Source organism: Pseudomonas sp. UBA4617, assembly GCF_002386445.1.
Taxonomy (GTDB): domain Bacteria; phylum Pseudomonadota; class Gammaproteobacteria; order Pseudomonadales; family Pseudomonadaceae; genus Aquipseudomonas.
Map to the genome: position 1 here is coordinate 1 of NZ_DGIR01000004.1, position 21,316 is coordinate 21,316.

The 21,316-nt window shown below is 63.1% G+C and carries 18 protein-coding genes and 2 pseudogenes; 11 read left to right on the forward strand and 9 right to left on the reverse strand.

Annotated elements, in window-relative coordinates; genetic code table 11:
- Positions 1 to 41: 41 nt before the first annotated feature.
- Together B4L76_RS00845 and B4L76_RS00850 are read right to left on the reverse strand one after the other, a co-directional pair.
- A complete protein-coding gene (locus tag B4L76_RS00845) occupies positions 42 to 239 on the reverse strand; it encodes a YbdD/YjiX family protein (protein ID WP_029614786.1) in 198 nt (65 codons plus the stop codon).
- Positions 240 to 252: 13 nt separating this feature from the next.
- Positions 253 to 2,319, reverse strand: coding sequence for a carbon starvation CstA family protein (locus B4L76_RS00850; RefSeq protein WP_296229836.1), 2,067 nt, complete (start codon positions 2,317 to 2,319; stop codon positions 253 to 255).
- Between the two features lie 165 nt (positions 2,320 to 2,484).
- Between B4L76_RS00850 and B4L76_RS00855 the strand changes: the two genes are divergently transcribed.
- Together B4L76_RS00855 and B4L76_RS00860 are read left to right on the forward strand one after the other, a co-directional pair.
- The gene (locus tag B4L76_RS00855; RefSeq protein ID WP_296229838.1) at positions 2,485 to 2,847 is read left to right on the forward strand and encodes a PilZ domain-containing protein; all 363 of its coding nucleotides are present in this window, start codon (positions 2,485 to 2,487) and stop codon (positions 2,845 to 2,847) included.
- Between the two features lie 263 nt (positions 2,848 to 3,110).
- Entirely contained in the window at positions 3,111 to 4,628 is a 1,518-nt protein-coding gene (locus tag B4L76_RS00860; RefSeq protein WP_296229839.1) for a nucleobase:cation symporter-2 family protein, read from the forward strand.
- A 94-nt stretch (positions 4,629 to 4,722) separates the two neighbouring features.
- Here B4L76_RS00860 and radA read toward each other — a convergent pair whose 3' ends face one another.
- Complete coding sequence (gene radA, locus B4L76_RS00865) at positions 4,723 to 6,093, reverse strand: DNA repair protein RadA (RefSeq protein WP_186675249.1); 1,371 nt, start codon at positions 6,091 to 6,093, stop codon at positions 4,723 to 4,725.
- A 176-nt stretch (positions 6,094 to 6,269) separates the two neighbouring features.
- On the opposite strand from radA, the gene mscL reads away from it, so the two are divergent.
- The gene (gene mscL / locus B4L76_RS00870) at positions 6,270 to 6,689 is read left to right on the forward strand and encodes a large-conductance mechanosensitive channel protein MscL (RefSeq protein ID WP_296229840.1); all 420 of its coding nucleotides are present in this window, start codon (positions 6,270 to 6,272) and stop codon (positions 6,687 to 6,689) included.
- 33 nt (positions 6,690 to 6,722) lie between these two features.
- Here the strand turns inward: mscL and B4L76_RS00875 are convergent, their stop codons facing one another.
- Positions 6,723 to 7,499, reverse strand: coding sequence for a ferredoxin--NADP reductase (locus B4L76_RS00875; protein WP_296229842.1), 777 nt, complete (start codon positions 7,497 to 7,499; stop codon positions 6,723 to 6,725).
- Between the two features lie 213 nt (positions 7,500 to 7,712).
- On the opposite strand from B4L76_RS00875, the gene B4L76_RS00880 reads away from it, so the two are divergent.
- Positions 7,713 to 8,420 carry an autoinducer binding domain-containing protein gene (locus B4L76_RS00880; RefSeq protein WP_296229843.1) on the forward strand — a complete coding sequence of 236 codons (708 nt, stop codon included), beginning with the start codon at positions 7,713 to 7,715 and terminating at the stop codon, positions 8,418 to 8,420.
- 96 nt (positions 8,421 to 8,516) lie between these two features.
- Complete coding sequence (locus tag B4L76_RS00885; RefSeq protein WP_296229844.1) at positions 8,517 to 9,641, forward strand: methyltransferase; 1,125 nt, start codon at positions 8,517 to 8,519, stop codon at positions 9,639 to 9,641.
- A gap of 127 nt (positions 9,642 to 9,768) precedes the next feature.
- On the opposite strand, the gene B4L76_RS00890 is transcribed toward B4L76_RS00885, so the two are convergent.
- Genes B4L76_RS00890 through B4L76_RS00900 form a run of 3 tightly spaced genes read right to left on the reverse strand, consistent with a single transcriptional unit; the run spans position 9,769 to position 12,381 of the window.
- Complete coding sequence (locus B4L76_RS00890) at positions 9,769 to 9,924, reverse strand: DUF2474 domain-containing protein (protein ID WP_016713451.1); 156 nt, start codon at positions 9,922 to 9,924, stop codon at positions 9,769 to 9,771.
- Positions 9,925 to 9,933: 9 nt separating this feature from the next.
- Complete coding sequence (cydB, locus tag B4L76_RS00895; protein ID WP_225779259.1) at positions 9,934 to 10,941, reverse strand: cytochrome d ubiquinol oxidase subunit II; 1,008 nt, start codon at positions 10,939 to 10,941, stop codon at positions 9,934 to 9,936.
- A 3-nt stretch (positions 10,942 to 10,944) separates the two neighbouring features.
- Complete coding sequence (locus tag B4L76_RS00900; RefSeq protein WP_296229850.1) at positions 10,945 to 12,381, reverse strand: cytochrome ubiquinol oxidase subunit I; 1,437 nt, start codon at positions 12,379 to 12,381, stop codon at positions 10,945 to 10,947.
- A gap of 356 nt (positions 12,382 to 12,737) precedes the next feature.
- Here B4L76_RS00900 and B4L76_RS00905 point away from each other — a divergent pair, with 356 nt between their 5' ends.
- The 3 genes from B4L76_RS00905 to trmA all read left to right on the forward strand — a co-directional run bounded on the left by B4L76_RS00905 (position 12,738) and on the right by trmA (position 16,535).
- Entirely contained in the window at positions 12,738 to 13,958 is a 1,221-nt protein-coding gene (locus tag B4L76_RS00905; RefSeq protein ID WP_296229851.1) for an MFS transporter, read from the forward strand.
- 199 nt (positions 13,959 to 14,157) lie between these two features.
- On the forward strand, positions 14,158 to 15,453 hold the full coding sequence (locus B4L76_RS00910; RefSeq protein WP_225779262.1) for an NCS2 family permease: 1,296 nt from the start codon (positions 14,158 to 14,160) through the stop codon (positions 15,451 to 15,453).
- The gene (gene trmA, locus B4L76_RS00915; RefSeq protein WP_296229852.1) at positions 15,450 to 16,535 is read left to right on the forward strand and encodes a tRNA (uridine(54)-C5)-methyltransferase TrmA; all 1,086 of its coding nucleotides are present in this window, start codon (positions 15,450 to 15,452) and stop codon (positions 16,533 to 16,535) included. Before B4L76_RS00910 ends, trmA begins: the two co-directional genes overlap by 4 nt.
- Positions 16,536 to 16,577: 42 nt before the next feature.
- Here the strand turns inward: trmA and pcaG are convergent, their stop codons facing one another.
- Positions 16,578 to 17,183, reverse strand: a complete 606-nt coding sequence (pcaG, locus tag B4L76_RS00920) for a protocatechuate 3,4-dioxygenase subunit alpha (protein ID WP_296229853.1) — start codon at positions 17,181 to 17,183, stop codon at positions 16,578 to 16,580.
- Between the two features lie 10 nt (positions 17,184 to 17,193).
- Positions 17,194 to 17,913 carry a protocatechuate 3,4-dioxygenase subunit beta gene (gene pcaH, locus B4L76_RS00925; RefSeq protein WP_186685470.1) on the reverse strand — a complete coding sequence of 240 codons (720 nt, stop codon included), beginning with the start codon at positions 17,911 to 17,913 and terminating at the stop codon, positions 17,194 to 17,196.
- A gap of 201 nt (positions 17,914 to 18,114) precedes the next feature.
- Here pcaH and ypfJ point away from each other — a divergent pair, with 201 nt between their 5' ends.
- The 3 genes and pseudogenes from ypfJ to B4L76_RS24260 form a co-directional block, all read left to right on the forward strand.
- A complete protein-coding gene (ypfJ, locus tag B4L76_RS00930) occupies positions 18,115 to 18,999 on the forward strand; it encodes a KPN_02809 family neutral zinc metallopeptidase (protein WP_296229856.1) in 885 nt (294 codons plus the stop codon).
- A gap of 434 nt (positions 19,000 to 19,433) precedes the next feature.
- A pseudogene (locus B4L76_RS24255) lies at positions 19,434 to 20,315 on the forward strand (methyl-accepting chemotaxis protein); the annotation flags it as partial.
- Positions 20,316 to 20,618: 303 nt separating this feature from the next.
- Positions 20,619 to 21,218, forward strand: a pseudogene (locus B4L76_RS24260) (methyl-accepting chemotaxis protein); the annotation flags it as partial.
- Positions 21,219 to 21,316: the final 98 nt, after the last annotated feature.

Here is a 21,316-nt window from a genome sequence, read left to right on the forward strand (position 1 = left end):
GGCACAAGGCCGCTCCTACACAGTACTGCGCTAGCCTGGACTTAGCAGCACTTGGGCCCGGACTTGCCACCGTAACGAGCTTCCTGGCGTTCACGGAAGAACGCCTCGTAGCTCATCACCGGCTGGTCCGGGTGCGTCTTCTGCATGTGCTCGACATAGTTGTCGTAGTCGGGCATGCCGACCATCAGGCGGGCTGCCTGCCCCAGGTACTTACCCAGTCGACCCAGGTCGTTGAACATCGCAGCAGTCCTCTCAAGCGTCAGGCAGAGCCTGGAACGGGGTTTCCTTGTCGCTACGCTCCTTGCGACCGAGGGCGGCGAAACCGACCTTGACGGCGAAGAACAGCACACTGAACACCACCACCAGGAACAGCACGGTCAGGCCGGCGTTGGTGTAGGCGTTGAAGATCACGTGCTGCATCTGCCCGATGTCCTTGGCCGGAGCCAGGACCTGACCGGCGTCCAGCGCAGTACTGTACTTCTTGGCCAAGGCCAGGAAACCGACTGCCGGGTTCGGATCGAACAGCTTGATCAGGCCCGCGGTGGTGGTGCAGATCAGCAGCCACACGGCCGGCAGCAAGGTGACCCAGACATAGCGCTGGCGCTTCATCTTGATCAGCACCACGGTGCCGAGCATCAGGGCAATGCCGGCCAGCATCTGGTTGGAGATACCGAACAGCGGCCACAGCGTGTTGATGCCACCCAGCGGGTCGATTACGCCCTGGTACAACAGGTAGCCCCACAGTGCCACGCAGCCGGCGGTGCCGATCAGGTTGGCAGTCCACGACTCGGTGCGCTTGAGCGCCGGCACGAAGCTGCCCAGCAGATCCTGCAGCATGAAGCGCCCGGCACGGGTACCGGCGTCTACCGCGGTAAGGATGAACAGCGCTTCGAACAGGATCGCAAAGTGGTACCAGAAGGCCATGGTGTTCTCACCCGGCAGCACCTGGTGCAGGATCTGCGCGATACCCACCGCCAGCGTCGGTGCACCACCGGCACGCGCCAGGATGGTGTGCTCGCCAATGTCGCGGGCTGTGGCCTCGAGCTGTTCAGGGGTGATCAGGAAGCCCCAGCTGCTGACCGTTTGCGCCACCGAAGCCACGTCGGCACCGACCACGGCGGCCGGGCTGTTCATGGCGAAATACACGCCTGGCTCGATCACCGAGGCCGCAACCATGGCCATGATGGCGACGAACGATTCCATCAGCATGCCGCCGTAGCCGATGTAGCGGGCGTTGGTTTCGTTGTCCAGCAGCTTGGGCGTGGTTCCCGAGGAGATCAGCGCGTGGAAGCCGGACACCGCACCACAGGCGATGGTGATGAACAGGAACGGGAACAGGGTGCCCTTCCACACCGGGCCGGTGCCGTCGGTGAACTGCGTCAGCGCCGGCATTTTCAGCTCGGGCGCGATGATCAGGATACCGATGGCCAGGCCAACGATGGTGCCGATCTTGAGGAAGGTCGACAGGTAGTCACGCGGCGCCAGTACCAGCCATACCGGCAGCACGGCGGCGACGAAACCGTAGCCCACCAGCATCCAGGTAATCTGCACGCCAGTGAAGGTGAACGCCGGCCCCCACACCGGATCCGCGGCGATCTGGCCCCCCAGCCAGATCGAGACCAGCAGCAGGACCACGCCCACGACCGAGATCTCGCCGATACGGCCCGGGCGGATATAGCGCATGTAGATGCCCATGAACATCGCGATCGGGATGGTAGCCATCACCGTGAACATGCCCCACGGGCTCTCGGCGAGGGCCTTGACCACGATCAGCGCCAGCACCGCGAGGATGATGATCATGATCAGGAAGCAGCCGAACAGGGCGATGGTCCCAGGGATTCGGCCCATCTCCTCGCGCACCATGTCGCCCAGAGAGCGACCGTTGCGACGGGTGGACAGGAACAGGACCATGAAGTCCTGCACCGCACCGGCCAGCACCACGCCGGCGATCAGCCACAGGGTACCGGGCAGGTAGCCCATCTGCGCAGCCAGTACCGGGCCGACCAGCGGGCCAGCGCCGGCGATGGCGGCAAAGTGGTGACCGAAAAGGATGTGTTTGTTGGTCGGGACGTAGTCCAGGCCGTCGTTGTTGAGCACCGCCGGGGTGGCGCGGCGCGGGTCGAGTTGCATCACCTTGGTGGCGATGAACAGGCTGTAGTAGCGATAGGCGACCAGGTAGATGGCCACTGCCGCGACCACGATCCACAAGGCATTGATCGCCTCGCCGCGACGCAGGGCAACCACACCCAGCGCGCAGGCTCCTATGACTGCCAGCGCCAACCACGGAATGTGGCGTAGCAGGCTATTATTGTTGTTCATGGTTTGCTTCCAGCTGGTGGATTGGAAAAGACCGCCCATCGAGTCTAGGGCGTGTCATCGCGCATTGCCACACTTGCTTTGGTCTAGAGCCTCTGCGGCAAGATTGCGGAACCTGGTGCACAGATCAAGCTAACTATAGTCAGGATGTCACCCGAGGGTTTTCTCATGACCGACCACGATGAGCGCCGCCGCTTCCAGCGCATCGATTTCGACGCCCCCACCGAGCTGCGCCAGGGCGACCGCCGCTGGCCGGTAAAACTCCTGGACGTATCGCTGAAAGGCCTTCTGGTCAGGCGCCCCGAGCCGTGGGACGCTGACCTGACACAGGACTTCGATGCGATCATCCACCTTGACTGCGATGTGCGCGTGCAGATGCAGGTGGAATTGCGCCACGAGGAAGACACCCGCCTGGGCTTCATCTGCCTGTACATCGACGTCGAGTCGATGAGCCATTTGCACCGTCTTGTGGAACTGAACCTGGCCGACAGCACCGAAATGATGCGCGAACTGCGTGAATTGATCGAATAATGAAATCTCTTAGCTAGCTAAGAGATTCCTCATCGACTGTTTCCTGTCTACTCAGACAGCTTTAGTCCTGGGTTGCGGCACTTTGTACACAGCCCTCTAGTCCAGCCTTTTCCAACTTGGTACGCCTTCTGCATTGGCTTTCGATGCCTCGTGCCAGCGCTCTTGCGCGCGCTCGGATCAAAAAATTGTATACAATTCTTGTGGCAATCAATTGTAGGAACTGTCTACAGTAGCGACACAACAATAAACAGAGAGCCTGCTCCATGACTACGTCCCCTAGCACGTCTCCCGCCAAGCGCCCCGAGGATGAAAACCTCGGCCTTGGGGCCAACCTGGCCTATGGTCTGCAGCATGTGCTGACCATGTATGGGGGAATCGTCGCGGTACCCCTGATCCTGGGGCAGGCCGCGGGCCTGAACGGTGCCGAAATCGGCATGCTGATCGCCGCTTCGCTGTTTGCCGGTGGCCTGGCCACCCTGCTGCAGACACTGGGCCTGCCATTCTTCGGCTGCCAGCTGCCGCTGGTGCAGGGCGTGTCGTTCGCTGGCGTGGCGACCATGGGGGCCATTCTCAGCAGCGAGGGTGGCGGTGGCCTGCCGGGCGTACTGGGTGCAGTCATGGCCGCATCGTTGATCGGTTTTCTCATCACCCCGGTGTTCTCGCGCATTACCAAGTTCTTCCCGCCGCTGGTGACCGGTATCGTCATCACCACCATCGGCCTGACCCTGATGCCCGTCGCAGCCCGCTGGGTGATGGGTGGCAACAGTGCCTCGCCGGAGTTCGGCAGCATGGCCAACATCGGCCTGGCAGGCCTGACCTTCGCCATCGTGCTGCTGTTGAGCAAGCTGGGCAGTGCGACCATCTCGCGCCTGTCGATCCTGTTGGCGATGGTGGTCGGCACCCTGATCGCCTGGGCGCTGGGCATGACCGACTTCAGCAAGGTCACCGAAGGCCCGGTGTTCGCCTTCCCAACGCCCTTCCACTTCGGCATGCCGGAATTCCACATCGCCGCGATCCTGTCGATGTGCATCGTGATCATGGTGACCCTGGTAGAAACCTCGGCCGATATCCTCGCCGTGGGTGAGATCATCGATACCAAGGTCGACTCCAAGCGCCTGGGCAACGGCCTGCGCGCCGACATGGCGTCGAGCATCCTGGCGCCGTTCTTCGGTTCGTTCACCCAGAGTGCATTCGCCCAGAACGTGGGCCTGGTGGCGGTGACCGGGGTCAAGAGCCGCTACGTGGTGGCCACCGGCGGGGTGATCCTGGTGGTGCTCGGCCTGCTGCCGATCATGGGCCGGGTGATCGCTGCCGTGCCGACGCCGGTACTGGGTGGCGCGGGCATCGTGCTGTTCGGCACCGTAGCCGCCAGCGGTATCCGCACCCTGTCCAAGGTCAACTACAAGAACAACGTCAACCTGATCATTGTCGCCGCGTCGCTGGGCTTCGGCATGATCCCGATTGCCGCTCCGACCTTCTACCATCACTTCCCGAACTGGTTCGAGACCATTTTCCACTCGGGCATCAGCTCGGCGGCAATCATGGCCATCCTGCTGAACCTGATCTTCAACCACTTCACCGCCGGCAACTCGGAAAACCAGTCGGTGTTCGCTGCCGCCTATGAGCGCACCATCCAGTACTCGGACATTTCTGCGCTGCGTGATGGCGACTACTTCAAGGATGGCAAGCTGTTCGATGCCGAGGGTATTGAAGTGCCGATGCTGGAGCTGGATGAGCATGGCAATGAGACGGTCAGACGCACGCCGGTCGCCGAACATTGACCGCTGACTGAGCGGTGAGGTGGGGGGGCCGATGCGCATCGTCGGCCCCTTTTTTGTTGGCCTGTACCGACGATCGGGCCGGTAAGGTCAGGCGCTACTCGAACAGCGCATCCAGCGCCTGCTCCAGCCGGGTAACGGCAATCACCTGCAGCCCCGCCGGGGCCTCTTTCGGCGCGTTGCCCTTGGGCACGATGGCCCGCTTGAAACCATGTTTGGCCGCTTCCTTCAAGCGTTCCTGGCCACTGGGCACCGGTCGTACCTCGCCGGACAGGCCGATTTCGCCAAACACCAGCAAGCCATGGGCCAGTGGCCGGTTGCGTAGGCTCGACATCACCGCCGCCAGCAGCGCCAGGTCCGACGCAGTTTCCAGCACCTTCACCCCGCCTACCACGTTGAGGAACACGTCCTGGTCATGGGTTGGAATGCCACCATGCCGGTGCAGTACCGCCAGCAACATGGCCAGGCGGTTCTGGTCCAGGCCCAGGGTCACCCGACGCGGGTTGGCCAGGTGGCTGTCGTCGACCAGCGCCTGCACCTCCACCAGCATCGGCCGGGTGCCCTCCCAGGTCGCCATCACCACGCTACCTGGCACTTCCTCCTGGGCGCGGTTGAGAAAAATCGCCGACGGGTTGGACACTTCTTTCAGGCCGCGGTCGGTCATGCCGAACACGCCCAGTTCGTTGACAGCACCGAAGCGGTTCTTCACCGCCCGCAGCAGGCGCAAGCGACCATCGGACTCGCCTTCGAAATACAGCACGGTGTCGACCATGTGCTCGAGAACCCGTGGGCCAGCCAGCGAACCTTCCTTGGTCACATGGCCCACCAGGAAGATCGCCGTGCCACTCTGCTTGGCGTAGCGCACCAGCAAAGCCGTGCTCTCGCGCACCTGGGCCACGCCGCCTGGTGCCGATTGCAGCTGCTCGGTGAAAATGGTCTGGATCGAGTCGATCACCATCACCCGCGGCTTCTCCTGACGGGCCGTGGCGATGATGGTTTCGATGCAGGTTTCGGTCATGACCTTGAGCTGGTCCTGCGGCAGACCCAGGCGCCGCGAGCGCATCGCCACCTGCTGCTGCGATTCCTCGCCGGTCACGTACAGTGCCGGCATGCCGACAGCGATGTTGCACAGCGTCTGCAGCAGGATGGTCGACTTGCCGATACCGGGGTCGCCACCGATCAGCACCACCGAGCCATCCACCAGGCCGCCGCCCAGCACGCGGTCCAGTTCCGTGCTGCTGGTGGTGAATCGTGGGATTTCCTCGACGCTGACTTCGGCCAGGGTCTTGATCTGCGCCTGCTGCCCGGCCCAGCCGGTGCGGCCGTTGCCGGGCGCGGCGGCAGCGCCGCTTTCGATCATGGTTTCGACCAGGGTGTTCCAGGCCCCGCATTCGCCACACTGGCCGGCCCATTTGGGAAAAGTCGCACCACACTCGGTGCAGCCGTACAAGCGCTTGGCCTTGGCCATGGCTGGGGTCTCCTGGGAAAAATCGCCATGATAGCCGAGCTGGACGTGTCCCGAACGCCTCCAGGTGCGACAAAACTATTCGTTCTAACCGCAGTCGGAAGCGCTGGACATAACGCATGAAGCGTTTAAGTGGCTTACACTGCGTAAACCTTACCTTTTGTTACAAGGAACCAAACATGGGCATGATCAGTGAGTTCAAGGCCTTCGCGGTCAAAGGCAATGTCGTCGACATGGCAGTCGGTATCATCATCGGCGCAGCCTTCGGCAAGATCGTCTCGTCCTTCGTTGGTGACGTGGTCATGCCTCCGCTGGGCCTGTTGATCGGTGGTGTCGACTTCAGCGATCTGGCCATCACCCTGAAGGCGGCCGAAGGTGATGCACCGGCGGTGGTACTGGCCTATGGCAAGTTCATCCAGACCGTGATCGATTTCCTGATCGTGGCGTTTGCCATCTTCATGGGGGTAAAAGCCATCAACCGGCTCAAGCGCGAGGAGGCCGTGGCGCCGACTGCACCACCAGTGCCGAGCGCTGAAGAAACCTTGCTGACCGAGATTCGCGACCTGCTCAGGGCACAAAACCAGAACCGCCTGCCTTGATATCGCCGGGGCTGCCTTGCAGCCCCAATCACCTTACCAGTAGGCTTCCACTGCTACCTGCCCCGGTCGCTTGCTCAGGCTCAGCTGCAAGTCCCGCGCCTTCAGCACCTTGCGCGTCTCGTCGACCATCTCCGGGTTACCACACAGCATAACCCGCGAATGTTCCGCCGACAGCTCCAGCCCCGCTGCCTTTTCCAACTCGCCATTCTCGATCAGGCTGGTAATCCGCGCATTCAGGGCCCCCGGATGCTGCTCGCGAGTGACCACTGGAATGAACTGCAACTTGCCGGCAAATTCGGCCAGGTAGTCGCGCTGCTCCAGCCCGGCGATTTCCTCCACATACGCCAGCTCTTTCGCTTCACGCACCGAGTACACCAGCTTGATGTTGTCGAAACGCTCCCAGGCTTCGAAGTCCTGCAGAATCGACATGAACGGCGCAATGCCGGTACCGGTTGCCAGCAGCCAAAGGTCGCGACCACCGACGAAGCGGTCGAGGGTGAGGAAGCCGAAGGCCTGGCGGTCGATCAGCAAGGTATCGCCCGCTTCCAGCCGACTCAGCTCGCTGGTGAATTCGCCACCTGGCACCACGATGGAGAAAAAATCCAGGTACTCGTCATGCGGGGCGCTGACCATCGAATAGGCGCGCCAGACCACGCTGCCATCAGCCTTGGTCACGCCCAGGCGGGCGAACTGGCCGGAACGGAAGCGGAACCCCGCATCGCGCGTAACCCGCAGGCTGAAGAGGTTCGCCGTCAGCGGCTGAACATCGAGCAGGGTCTGGCGGGTGAACTTTTCGGCGCTAGCGGTCATGTCGGGCTCCAGGTTTGGCGTGTGCACAGTGTCGCGCAAAGTGGCGCGGATAAAAACCACTGCTTTGTAAGGCCTCGTCAAAGCTGAAGGTGCCAGAATCGTAGAAAACTGTCCCGCTATAACAAAAAATTCCCAACGCTTTGGCAGGTCTTTTCCTACAATGAATCGGGTGCCCAAACGGATTGAGTACGGCACCAACAGGGAGTATTTCAGATGCACCACTGGAAACCCGAACATCTTCAAGCATTTGTCAGTGAGCGCAGCCCCAAGAAACTATTCGATATCGCTGTGCACCTGGCTCAGAACCTGGGCATGGAATACCTCGGGTTGAACATTCGCATCCAGGTCGCCACACAAACGCCGCGGCTGTACCTTTACAGCAACTATCCGAACAAGTGGATCGAGCGGTACCAGCGCGACGAGCTCTACATGCAGGACCCGGTTGCCAACGCATGCCACAACTCGACAATGCCCGTGCTCTGGACCGACGACCTGTACCGCGAGGCCCCGCAGTTTCGTGAAATGGCCTGCCAGTGCGGCTTGCGCCATGGCTGGACCCAGTCACTGCACGATTTGCAGCACAACGAAAGCCAGATCAGCGTGGCCAGGCCCACCGGGCGCATCGACGAAGAGGAATTTTATCTCAAGGCCGGCAGTGTCCAGTGGCTGTGCCACATCCTGCATGCAGTGCTTGGCGAACACCACCTGAATGCACTGTGCCCGCATCAGCCGAGGATGAGCGAGCGGGAACTGGAAGTACTGAAATGGTCAGCCGCCGGCAAGACCGCTGCCGACGTGGCCTCCATCCTGTCACTGTCGCAAAGCACGGTGAATTTCCATATCCGCAGCGTGATCACCAAGACCAATGCCGCCAACAAGACCGGCGCCATTGCCATTGCCGCCCTGCGCGGCTGGATCTGAGCGGCAAATCTGCGACCTTGGGCAAAGCCCTGTAGAATCGCCCGGCAAAGCCCGCGGCGAACCGCAACGGGCAGATTCGTTGCCGAGCCTGACGCCATGCCCCTGTTGACCACCCCGTACGCCGAACTCGACCTGATCCGCCAGCCAGAACAGGCCAACGACCCCTTGCAGGCTTTCGATGCAGCCGACGAGTACCTGCTTGCGCAGTTGCACGAACAGGCCCCGGCGACCGATTGCCGGGTACTGGTGCTCAATGACAGCTTCGGCGCCCTGGCGGCCAGCCTGGCGGGCAAGCTGCAGGTCGTGAGTAGTGGCGACTCGCACCTGGCGCATCTGGCCCTGGAAAAAAACCTGGCACGCAATGGCCTGCCGTTCGACAGCGTGCCTTTCGTACCGGCCAGCGAAACCTGGCAAGGCCCGTTCGACCGCGTGCTGGTGCGCGTACCCAAGACCCTGGCCCTGCTTGAAGAGCAACTGATCCGCCTGCAAGGCCACCTGGCACCCGATGCCCAGGTGATTGCCGCGGCGATGATCAAGCACCTGCCTCGGGCCGCCGGTGACCTGTTGGAGAAATACATCGGCCCGGTGCAGGCCTCGCTGGCGCAGAAAAAAGCCCGCTTGCTCACCGCGACAGTGGCCACACGGCCTGCCGCGCGTTCGCCCTACCCCAGCCGCTATCGCCTGGACACGCCAGCGCTGGAGCTGGTCAACCACGCCAACGTGTTCTGCCGTGAAGGCCTGGACATCGGCACCCGCGCCTTCCTGCCGCACCTGCCACGCGACCTCGGCCGAGCCCGGGTGGCGGACCTGGGCTGCGGCAACGGTGTGCTGGCCATTGCCAGCGCCATGGCCAACCCGGATGCGCAATACACCTTGGTCGATGAGTCGTACATGGCTGTGCAATCGGCGCGGGAAAACTGGCAGGCCGCACTGGGCGAACGCCCGGCGGTGTTCGAGGCAGCCGATGGGTTGGCCGGGGTAGAAAAACAGTCGCTGGAGGTGGTGCTGTGCAACCCGCCGTTCCACCAGCAACAGGTCGTGGGCGACTTCCTCGCCTGGCGCATGTTCCAGCAGGCGCGCGAGGCGCTGGTGGTGGGTGGGGCGCTGTATATCGTGGGTAACCGGCACCTGGGTTATCACAGCAAGCTGGCGCGGTTGTTCCGTGGCGTCGAGCAGGTGGCGGCTACGCCCAAGTTCGTCATTCTGAAAGCCCGCAAGTAGGCTTTCGGGCTGCTTTGTAACCTATCGCGACACAAGGCCGCCCCTACGGGGAGACGCGACTATCCGAATGATCGCGATCCCTCCAGGAACGGCCTCGTGTCGCGAAAGGGGCGCAAGGCGCCCCAGTTCAATGGGTGGTCAACCCCGCCGCCCCCATGAACAGGCGCATCACCCAGGCCGCCACGCCCAGCGCTGCCACGCTCATGGCCCAGATCAGCAGCAGCCAGCCCAGCCGCTGCCACAGGGGCTTTTTCTCTTCCAAACCATGCTTGCCGGTCATCATGCGGCCCTCCTAGTGATAGCCGTCTTCGTGGGTAACCTTGCCGCGGAACACGTAGTAGCTCCAGAAGGTGTACATGAGAATGAACGGCAGGATGAACAGCGTGCCGACCAGCATGAAGCCCTGACTCTGCGGTGGCGCCGCGGCATCCCAGATCGAGATCGACGGTGGGATGATGTTCGGCCACAGGCTGATACCGAGGCCGCTGTAGCCGAGGAAGATCAGCACCAGGGTGAGCAGGAACGGGGTGTAGTGGGCATTGCGCGCCACCGCCTTGAGCAAGCCGTAGAAGGTCACCAGCACCAGGATCGGTACCGGCATGAACCACACCAGGTTAGGCATGCTGAACCAGCGGTCGGCGATCTGCGGGTAGGCGATCGGCGTCCACAGGCTGACAATACCGATCACCACCAGCAACACCAGCGCCAGCGGGCGGGCAATGTCGTGCATTTTCTGCTGCAGCGCCCCTTCGGTCTTCATGATCAGCCAGGTGCAGCCCAACAGGGTGTAGGCAACGATCAGCCCCAGGCCGCAGAACAGGCTGAACGGGGTGAGCCAGTCGAGCGTGCCACCGGCGAAATGCCGGTCGACGACCTTGAAACCCTCCAGGAACGCGCCCAGGGCCACGCCCTGGAAAAAGGTGGCCACCAGCGAACCGCCGATGAACGCCTTGTCCCAGATATGGCGCTTGTCGTCCTTGGCCTTGAAACGGAACTCGAAGGCCACGCCGCGGAAGATCAGCCCGATCAGCATCAGGATCAACGGCAGGTACAGCGCCTCGAGGACAACCGAGTAGGCCATCGGGAACGCGCCGAACAGCCCGGCACCACCCAGTACCAGCCAGGTTTCGTTACCGTCCCACACGGGGGCGACGGTGTTCATCATCACATCGCGGTCACGCTCGCCCTTGACGAACGGGAAGAGCATGCCGATTCCCAGGTCGAAACCATCCATCACCACGTACATCATCACGCCGAAGATGATGATCACGGCCCAGATCAGCGAAAGGTCGATACCCATGGCTCAGTTTTCCTTGCTCAGGCTGGCGGAGTTGGCCTCACGGCCATCATCGGCGGCGGACAGCGGCCGCGCCGGGGTGCGTTTGGTGCCTGGGCCACCACTGCTGTGCTGGTCTCCTTCGCCGGTCTGCGGGCCCTTGCGCACCAGGCGCATCATGTAGCCAAGGCCGGTACCGAACAGGGCGAAGTACACCACCACGAAGGCCACCAGGGTGAAGCCGAGCTGGGCGTAGCTGTGGTTGGACACACCGTCCGCCGTACGCATCAGGCCGTACACCACCCACGGCTGGCGGCCGATTTCGGTAGTAAACCAACCAGCCAGCAAGGCGATCAGCCCCGACGGGCCCATCCACAAGGCCAGATGCAGGAACGGGCGCGAGGTATAGAGCGTGCCGCGCTTGCGCAGCCAGAGGCTCCACAGGCCAACGAAAATCATCAGCAACCCCAGCCCGACCATGATCCGGAACGACCAGAACACGATGGTCGAGTTGGGCCGGTCTTGCGCCGGGAACTCCTTCATCGCCGGCACCTGCTTGTCCAGGCTGTGGGTCAGGATCAGGCTGCCGAGCGCCGGGATTTCCAGCTTGAAGCGGGTGGTCTCGGCCTGCATGTCAGGAATGCCGAACAGGATCAGCGGGGTCGGCTCACCGGGCACGTTCTCCCAGTGGCCTTCGATCGCGGCGATCTTCACCGGCTGGTGCTTGAGTGTGTTGAGGCCGTGGAAATCACCGATCACCGCCTGGATCGGCGCCACGATCAGGGCCATCCACATGGCCATCGACAGCATCTTGCGCACCGCCGGATTGTCACGCCCGCGCAGCAGGTGCCAGGCCGCCGATGCACCGACGAAGAACGCCGTGGCAACGAACGCGGCGGTGGCCATATGCATCAGGCGGTAGGGGAACGAAGGGTTGAACACCACTGCCAGCCAGTCCACCGGCACCACCCGGCCATCGATGATTTCGTGGCCTTGCGGGGTTTGCATCCAGCTGTTGGAGGCGAGGATCCAGAACGTCGAGACCAGCGTGCCGAGCGCTACCATCACCGTGGAGAAGAAATGCAGGCCGCGGCCGACACGGTTCCAGCCGAACAGCATGACGCCGAGGAAGCCCGCCTCGAGGAAGAACGCGGTCAGCACCTCGTAGGTAAGCAAGGGGCCGGTGATGGCACCGGCAAAGTCGGAGAAGCGGCTCCAGTTGGTGCCGAACTGGTAGGCCATGACCAGGCCGGAGACCACGCCCATGCCGAAGTTGACGGCAAAGATCTTCGACCAGAAATGATACAGGTCACGGTAGACCTGTTTGTCGGTCCGCAACCAGAGGCCTTCGAGAACTGCCAGGTAGCTGGCCAGGCCGATGGTGATGGCCGGGAACAGGATGTGGAACGAAACGGTAAAGGCAAACTGCATTCGGGCGAGCTCTAGGGCCTCTATTCCGAACATGGTGCTTCCTCTTCAGATAATCCGGCGTCCGGGCCGCTGGCCCCGTCGCCCACTGCCCCCACGGTTATCGAGTGTGGCGTGTTGGAATTGTTCTGTTCGATCGCAGGGATTCCGGCCCGGAGGGCCACGTCGTTGGCCAGCCGTTGCAAAAGCAACGATTGATCCAGATCAACGAATGCTAGGAAGCATAGTCCTGAATGGCGCGCCGGGCCGTGCGGTTGATTGCCGCGTGACCGGTTGCCCCACCCTCTTCAAAAAGGCCTGGAAAAGTGCCGACCCAGGCAAACAGCAACCATTTGTTACAAACAGGTGATACGCTGCGAACCCCTCTACCGTGCCGAGGCCCCAGGTTTCCGATGTCCGATTCCGCTCCACAGTTGCTGCGTCACCAGCGACCTTTCCTGGCCTTCTGGCTGGCCCGCGTGTTCACTGCCAGCGGCTTCCAGATGCTCACCGTGGCCATTGGCTGGCACCTCTACCAGTTGACCGGCAATGTGCTCGACCTGGGCCTGGTCGGCCTGGTCGAGTTCGCCCCGCGTGTGCTGTTCATGCTGCACACCGGGCATGTCGCCGACCGCTATGACCGGCGCAAGGTCGCCGCCCTGTGCCAGAGCCTGCAGGGCCTGATCGCCCTGGCACTGGCAGTGGGCAGCGCCACCGACAACGTCACCCGCGAACTGATCTTCGCCCTGGCCTTCCTGCTTGGCGCCACGCGCGCCTTCGAGATGCCGGCGACCCAGGCGTTGCTGCCCAACGTGGTGCCAGCCGGGCTGTTCCCACGAGCGGTGGCGGCATCGGCATCGGCGACCCAGTCGGCAACCATCGTGGCGCCCGCCTTGGGCGGCTTCCTGTATGCCTTCGGCAGCATCTGGGTGTACGGCCCCACCGTGGCCCTTTACGCCATCGCCTGCATATTGACCTTGAGCCTGGAGGCACGCGGCCAGGTAGCCCAGCGAGGGCGTGCCAGCATCGAATCGCTGCTGGCCGGCATCCGGTTCATCCGCAGCCGGCCGGACATTCTTGGCGCCATCTCGCTCGACCTGTTTGCCGTGCTGCTCGGTGGCGCCACCGCGCTGTTGCCGGTGTTCGCCAAGGACATCCTGCTGACCGGGCCACTGGGCCTGGGCCTGCTGCGCTCGGCACCGGCGGTGGGGGCGTTGCTGATGTCGCTGTGGCTGGCGCGCTTCCCGTTCGAGCGCAACGTGGGGCGAACGATGTTCACGGCAGTGGGTGTATTCGGCGTGGCGACCATTGCCTTCGGCCTGTCGACCTCGTTCTGGTTCTCGCTCGCGGTCCTGGTGGTGCTGGGCGCAGCGGACATGATCAGCATGGTCATCCGCGGCGCCTTCGTGCAGCTGGAAACGCCGGATGAGATGCGCGGACGGGTGAGTGCGGTGAACGGCCTGTTCATTGGTGCCTCGAATCAGCTCGGCGAGTTCGAATCGGGGGTTACGGCGCACTGGTTTGGCACAGTGCCAGCGGTGGTGATGGGCGGCGTCGGTACCCTGCTGGTGACCGGGGTGTGGATAAAACTGTTCCCGACACTGGCCAGACGGGACCGGTTGCATAACGGTTGAAATACAGCCTGTGCCGGCGAAGAGGCCGGTACGGGCTATACAGAACCCATTCCCCAACGGCCATAGGCCCCTGCCAAGCATGCTGGTATGATGCGCGGCTTTTTTCCGCCCCACACAAAACCACGGCAACCGGTACGGTCTGTGCTTTGCTGTTGGGGTCGATAGATTGATGGCGCCTGGGGCGCCTCGGGGAGCGGGCATGCTGGAAAGGCTGTTTCAACTGAGAGCACACAACACCAATGTGCGCACCGAGATTCTAGCGGGCGTCACGACCTTCCTGGCCATGGCCTACATCCTGTTCGTCAACCCGAGCATCCTCGGCGAGACCGGCATGGACAAGGGCGCGATCTTTGTCGCCACCTGCCTGGCCGCGGCCATCGGTTCGGTGACCATGGGCCTGATCGCCAACTACCCGATCGCCCTGGCACCGGGCATGGGCCTGAACGCTTTCTTCACCTATACCGTGGTATTGCACATGGGCCACACCTGGCAGGTGGCACTGGGCGCAGTGTTCCTGTCGGCGGTGATGTTCTTCCTGTTGTCGATCTTCCGTATCCGCGAGTGGATCGTGAACAGCATCCCGCTGCCGCTGCGATCGGCCATCGCCGCCGGTATCGGCTTGTTCCTGGCGCTGATCGCCCTGCATAACGCCGGCATCGTCGTCGATAACCCGGCTACCTTGGTGGGCCTGGGCGACCTCAAGCAGCCAGCACCGATCCTCGCTACCCTGGGCTTCTTCCTGATCGTCGGCCTGGAATCGCTGAAAGTGCGCGGCGCGGTGCTGATCGGCATTCTTGCCGTGACCATCGCCTCGATCGTGATGGGCGTGACGCCGTTCGGCGGCATCGTCTCCATGCCTCCGTCGCTGGCCCCGACTTTCCTGCAGCTGGACATCGCCGGTGCGCTGGACGTGGGCCTGGTCAGCGTGATCTTCGCCTTCCTCTTCGTCGACCTGTTCGACAACTCCGGTACCCTGATCGGCGTGGCCAAGCGCGCCGGGCTGATGGGCAAGGACGGGCACATGCCGAAGATGGGCCGTGCGCTCATCGCCGACAGCACCGCGGCCATGGCCGGTTCGTTGCTGGGTACCTCGACCACCACCAGCTACATCGAATCCGCCGCCGGCGTGAGCGCCGGTGGCCGCACCGGCCTGACTGCCATCGTGGTCGCCGTGCTGTTCCTGCTGGCGCTGTTCTTCGCTCCGCTGGCCGGTAGCGTGCCAGCCTTCGCCACCGCCCCGGCGCTGCTGTTCGTCGCGGTGCTGATGGCCTCGGGCCTGGCGGAAATAAACTGGGACGACGTCACCGAAGCCGCACCGGTGGTGGTGACCGCCCTGGCCATGCCGCTGACCTACTCGATTGCCAACGGCATCGCCTTCGGCTTCATCTCCTGGACCGCCGTCAAGCTGATCTCCGGTCGCCACCGCGACCTGAACCCGGCCTTGGTGATCCTTTCCATCCTGTTCGTCATCAAGCTGGGCTGGTTCAACGCATGAGTGCTGCTTTCGACCCCTCTTCCTACGCCACCCAGCTGGACGCCAAGGTGGCCCGGCTGCGCGAGCTGCTGGCGCCGTTCGCTGCGCCAGAGCCGGCTGTCTTCGACTCGCCGCGCGAGCACTACCGCCTGCGCGCCGAATTCCGCCTGTGGCGCGAAGACGGCCAGCGTCATTACGCCATGTTCGCCCCGGGCGAGAAGCACAAGGCGATCCTGATCGACGACTTCCCCATCGCCAGCCAGCGAATCAACGAGTTGATGCCGCGCCTCAAGGCGGCCTGGCAGGCCAGCGAAGAACTCGGCAACCGGCTGTTCCAGGTAGAGTTCCTCACTACCCTGGCCGGCGATGCCATGGTCACCCTGTGCTATCACCGCCCGCTGGACGAGGCTTGGGAGGTGGCTGCACAGCAACTGGCGGCCGAGTTGGGCATCAGCGTGATCGGCCGTTCCAAGGGTAAACGCCTGGTGATCGGCCGCGACTACGCTGTGGAAAAACTCGACGTGGCTGGCCGCGTGTTCAGCTACCGCCAGCCGGAAGGTGCGTTCACCCAACCGAACGGCGCGGTGAACCAGAAAATGCTGAGCTGGGCCTACGAGGCCATGGGCGAACGCGAAGATGACTTGCTGGAGCTGTATTGCGGCAACGGCAACTTCACCCTGCCGCTGGCCACCCGCGTGCGCCAGGTGCTGGCCACCGAGATCAGCAAGACTTCGGTCAATGCCGCGCTGAGCAATCTTGACGAGAACGCTGTGGAGAATGTGCGGCTGGTGCGCCTGTCGGCGGAAGAACTGACCCAGGCACTGAATGAGGTGCGGCCGTTCCGCCGGCTGGAAGGCATCGACCTGAAGCGCTATGACTTCGGCACGGTATTCGTCGACCCGCCACGCGCGGGGATGGACCCGGATACCTGCGAACTGACCCGGCGTTTCGAGCGGATCCTGTACATCTCCTGCAACCCGGAGACGCTGGCGGCGAACATTGCCCAGTTGCACGACACCCACCGCATCGAGCGCTGTGCGTTGTTTGATCAGTTCCCGTATACCCACCACATGGAGAGTGGGGTTTTGCTGGTTCGGCGCTGACCTGCAGATAGCCTGGGGCTGCTTTGCAACCCCAGGCTTCACTCAAAAGTCGAAGAACACCGTCTCCCCCTCCCCCTGAATGCGGATATCGAAGCGATACGCCGTCTTCCCGTCCACCTCGCAACGCTTGGCCACCACGGTCTCGCGCCGCTGCGGCTGCTCGATCAGGTTAAGCACCGGGCACTTGGCATTGGCCTGCGCTTCATCATCGAAATACAGGCGCGTGTGCAGGTGAATGTTGATACCCCGGGCAAACAGGCTGATGTTGATGTGTGGTGCCATTGGCACGCCGGCAGCGTTTTTCACCACGCCTGGCTTCACCGTATGTGCAGTCCACTCGCCAGCATCGAAGGTGGTAGCCGTGCGGCCAAAACTGTTGAAGGCGTTTTCCAGGTTGTAGTCGTCCTGGTATTCACCATTGGCATCGGCTTGCCAGAGTTCCAGGAACGAGTCGCGCACCAGGTGGCCATTGCCGTCGTACACATGGCCGAGCAGGAGGATATGCTCGCCCGGCGCGTCCGGCTTGGCCAGGCGATTCCAGATTTCCTGGTCGCGGGTCGGGTTGCCGGCCGCTTCCAGGGCGAGGCCGATGTGCACGTAGGGGCCGGCAGTCTGCGAAGGGGTTTCCGGCAGCAGTTCGATTGGCATGGCGGGGTCCTCAGCAGTTTTCGAAGTGGGTCTTGCGCTGGCCACGCAGCACGATGTCGAAGCGGTAGGCCAGGCAATCCATCGGGTTGGCGTTGCTCATGTCGAGCTTGGCGATCAGTTGCTGCACGGCTTGCGGGTTGGCGATCGACTTGACGATCGGGCACATCGGGATGAGCGGGTCACCCTCGAAATACAGCTGGGTGATCAGTTTGGTGGCGATCGAAGGGCCGCTGATGGCGAAGTGGATGTGCGCCGGACGCCAGTCGTTCGGCCCGTTGCGCCAGGGGTACGGGCCCGGCTTGATGGTGCGGAAGCTGTAGTAGCCGTCACGGTCAGTCAGGCAGCGGCCGACACCACCGAAGTTCGGGTCCAGCGGTGCCAGGTAACGGTCATTCTTGTGCCGGTAGCGGCCACCGGCATTGGCCTGCCACATTTCCACCAGGGTATTTGGCACAGGCTTGCCGTACTGGTCGACGACGCGCCCGGCGACGATGATGCGCTCACCGATCGGCAGGCCACCGTTGTTGAAGTTCAGCAGCAGATCATGGTCGTGGGCGCCGAAGCCCAGGTGGGAAAAGTCCGGGCCGGTGGTTTCGCTGATCGACTGCGGAATGCTGACCAGCGCCTGGCGCGGCGAACGGGCAATGGATGTCTTGTAGTCAGGCGTAAGGGCTTTAGGGTGCCAGTTGCGATCACGGATCACGAAGCGGCTGGTGTCCTGGGCGGGCATGCCGGTTTCCTCTCTTGGAATTATGTGAACGCCTGGGCGTGGCAGGCGGACTTGCAGTTTCGGGCAAGCTGAGCGCTGTGAATATTGAAATCAGCCGCTTTAAACATAACCAGAAGGTTATGGGTGAACACGTTTGTCTGACACCGCCTGCGGTGGTGGACTAATCTTTGTCTTCTTGTTTCACGCTCCGGAGAGCATTTCATGGAATGGCGAAAAGGCCGGCGCAGCGACAATGTGGTCGATGCCCGAGGCGAAGGTGGCGGTGGCATGCGTTTCGGCGGCGGCAAGGGGCTGGGGCTTGGCGCGGTACTGCTGATCGTCGGTATCGGCTGGCTCACCGGGCAGGACCCGCTGCAGATTCTTGGCCAGCTCACGGGCCAGATGGAGCAACAGCAACGACAGGCGCCCAGCAGCGTGGGCGGCAAGGCCCCACCAGCCAACGACCAGCAGGCCGAGTTCGTCGCCTCGATCCTGGGTGACACCGAAGATACCTGGAAAGCCCTGTTTGCCGAGGCTGGCAAGCAATACCGCGATCCCAAGCTGGTGCTGTTCAGCGGCCAGGTCAATTCGGCCTGTGGCTTTGCTTCAGCGGCAGTGGGGCCGTTCTACTGCCCCGCCGACCAGCGGGTATACCTGGACATGTCGTTCTTCCGCGAGATGGAAACCCGTTTCGCGGCCGCCGGCGACTTTGCCCAGGCCTACGTGATCGCTCACGAAATCGGCCACCACGTGCAGACCTTGCTGGGCGTGTCGGCCAAGGTCGACGCCGCGCGCCGCAGTGGCCAACGCCTGGAGGGCGACAATGGCCTGCTGGTACGCCAGGAGCTGCAGGCCGACTGCCTGGCAGGGGTGTGGGCCTACCAGGCGCAAAAGCGCCTGAACTGGCTGGAGCCGGGCGACGTCGAGGAGGCCCTGAACGCCGCCAATGCCATTGGCGATGACCGCTTGCAGCAGCAGGGCCGCGGGCGCGTAGTGCCGGACTCGTTCACCCACGGTACCTCGGCACAGCGGGTTCGCTGGTTCAAGGCAGGGTTCGCCGAGGGTGAGGTGAACAGTTGCGATACCTTCAGCGCCCGTACCCTTTGATACCCCCGCCAAGCTGGCGCGGACGTTAGGTGCGACTCTAGCCGCGACACCGGCAAAGCCGGTGCCATCCTCCGCGTCGCTTGCTTCGCGGGCAAAGCCGCTTCCACGACGGCAGGCGCAGGCTTGCCCGCCAACGGCCGCAAGCTGTCCTCAGTAGTTCTCTTGTTACAACCCTGCTGAAAAAGCGTTTCAGCTTCGCCCATCACTGCCGATAACCCCTGCACGAATCAGCGGGCATCCAGAACAACAACGCCTGGCGATCGAACAAATCGAGCGAAATCAACTTCTGGAGAGCGTGCATGAATAGCTGGTTCGCCAACATCAGCGTCAACCTCAAACTGGGCCTGGGCTTCGGTCTGGTACTGATCCTCACCGGCCTGCTGGCCCTGACCGGCTGGACCAGCCTGGGCAGCCTGATCGACCGCAGCAACTGGATGGGTGATATCGGCCAGCTCAACAAGGACCTGACCGACCTGCGTATTGCCCGCCTGCAGTACATGATCGCCAACGGTGACGATGCCGCCGCCGCCAACACCCAGGCCAAGCTGGATGCCTTCAGCAAGCAGCAAGCGTATCTGGCAAGCACGTTCAAGAGCCCGGAGAACGTCAAGCTGCTGGGTGAGCTGGGCGAGACCATCAGTGCCTACAAGGTATCGCTGAACAAGATGCGCCAAGGCTACGACGCCACCCGCACCGCGCGTGCGGCCATGGAAAGCTCGGCCAGCAAGGCAGACCAGGCGATGGACGCGCTGAGCCAGGAAGTCACGGCACGCGCCGAAGCCGACAGCGTGCGCCTGGCCCAGTACCAACTGATCAGCAAGGCTCGCCAGCAACTGCTGCAGGTGCGCATCGACGTGCGCGGCTATATCGCCGACAACAGCGCCGCCAACGAACAGGCCGCCCTGCGCCAGCTGGATGCCGCCCTGGCCGGCATCGACAGCCTCAAGCGCCAGCTGCCCGGCGAAGACACGCGCCTGCAACAGTTCGAAGGCTCGGTGCTGGCCTACCGTGATGCAGTGCGCCAGTTCCGCGATGCGGTCGCCAACATCACCACCGCGCGTGCCGAAATGACCGTGCAGGGTGCCGACATCGTCAAGCGCAGCGACGCGCTGTACCAGATCCAGCTGGAACGCCGCGACATCGAGAGCGCCCAGGCCCGCACCCTGCAGGCTATCGCCACCTTGCTGGCGCTGCTGGTCGGCGTGCTGGCGGCCGTACTCATCACCAGGCAGATCACCCGGCCTCTGCGCGACACGCTGGTGGCGGTGGAAAAGATCGCCAGCGGCGACCTCACCCAGCAGCTGCGGGTTACCCGCCGCGATGAACTGGGCGTGCTGCAGCAAGGCATCGCGCGCATGGGCACCACCCTGCGCGAGCTGATCAGCGGTATCCGCGACGGCGTTACCCAGATCGCCAGCGCCGCCGAGGAGCTGTCAGCAGTGACCGAGCAGACCAGCGCCGGTGCCAACAGCCAGAAGGTCGAGACCGACCAGGTGGCCACCGCCATGCACGAAATGGCCGCTACCGTTCAGGAAGTGGCGCGCAACGCCGAACAGGCATCAGATGCGGCCACCGGTGCCGATGACGAAGCCCGCGCCGGCGATCGCGTGGTGGGCGAGGCGATTGGCCAGATCGAGCGCCTGGCCGAGGACATGCACCGCTCCACCGAGGCCATGAACCTGCTGCAGCAGGAAAGCCAGAAGATCGGCAGCGTGATGGACGTGATCAAGTCGGTGGCGGAACAGACCAACCTGCTGGCGCTGAACGCTGCGATCGAAGCGGCGCGCGCCGGTGAGGCCGGGCGTGGCTTTGCCGTGGTCGCCGATGAAGTGCGCGGCCTTGCCCAGCGCACGCAGAAATCCACCGAAGAGATCGAGGAACTGATCGCCAGCCTGCAGCACGGAACCCAGCAAGTGGCTGCGGCCATGCACGGTAGCCGTACCCTGACCGACAGCAGCGTCGAGCTGGCGCGCAAGGCCGGGGCCTCGCTGGAAAGCATCACCAGCACGGTATCGAGCATCCAGTCGATGAACCAGCAGATTGCGGCAGCGGCGGAGCAACAGAGTGCGGTGGCGGAAGAGATCAGCCGCAGCATCCTCAATGTGCGCGATGTGTCGGAGCAGACGGCGGCGGCCAGCGACGAGACGGCCGCATCCAGCGTGGAGCTGGCGCGCCTTGGTGGGCAGTTGCAGACGCTGGTCAGCCAGTTCCGCGTCTGATTTGAAGCCGATGGGGTCGCTTTGCGGCCCATTCGACATCAGGCCGCTCCTGCAAGGCTATGTCTTCCTGTAGGAGTGGCCTTGTGTCGCGATGGAGG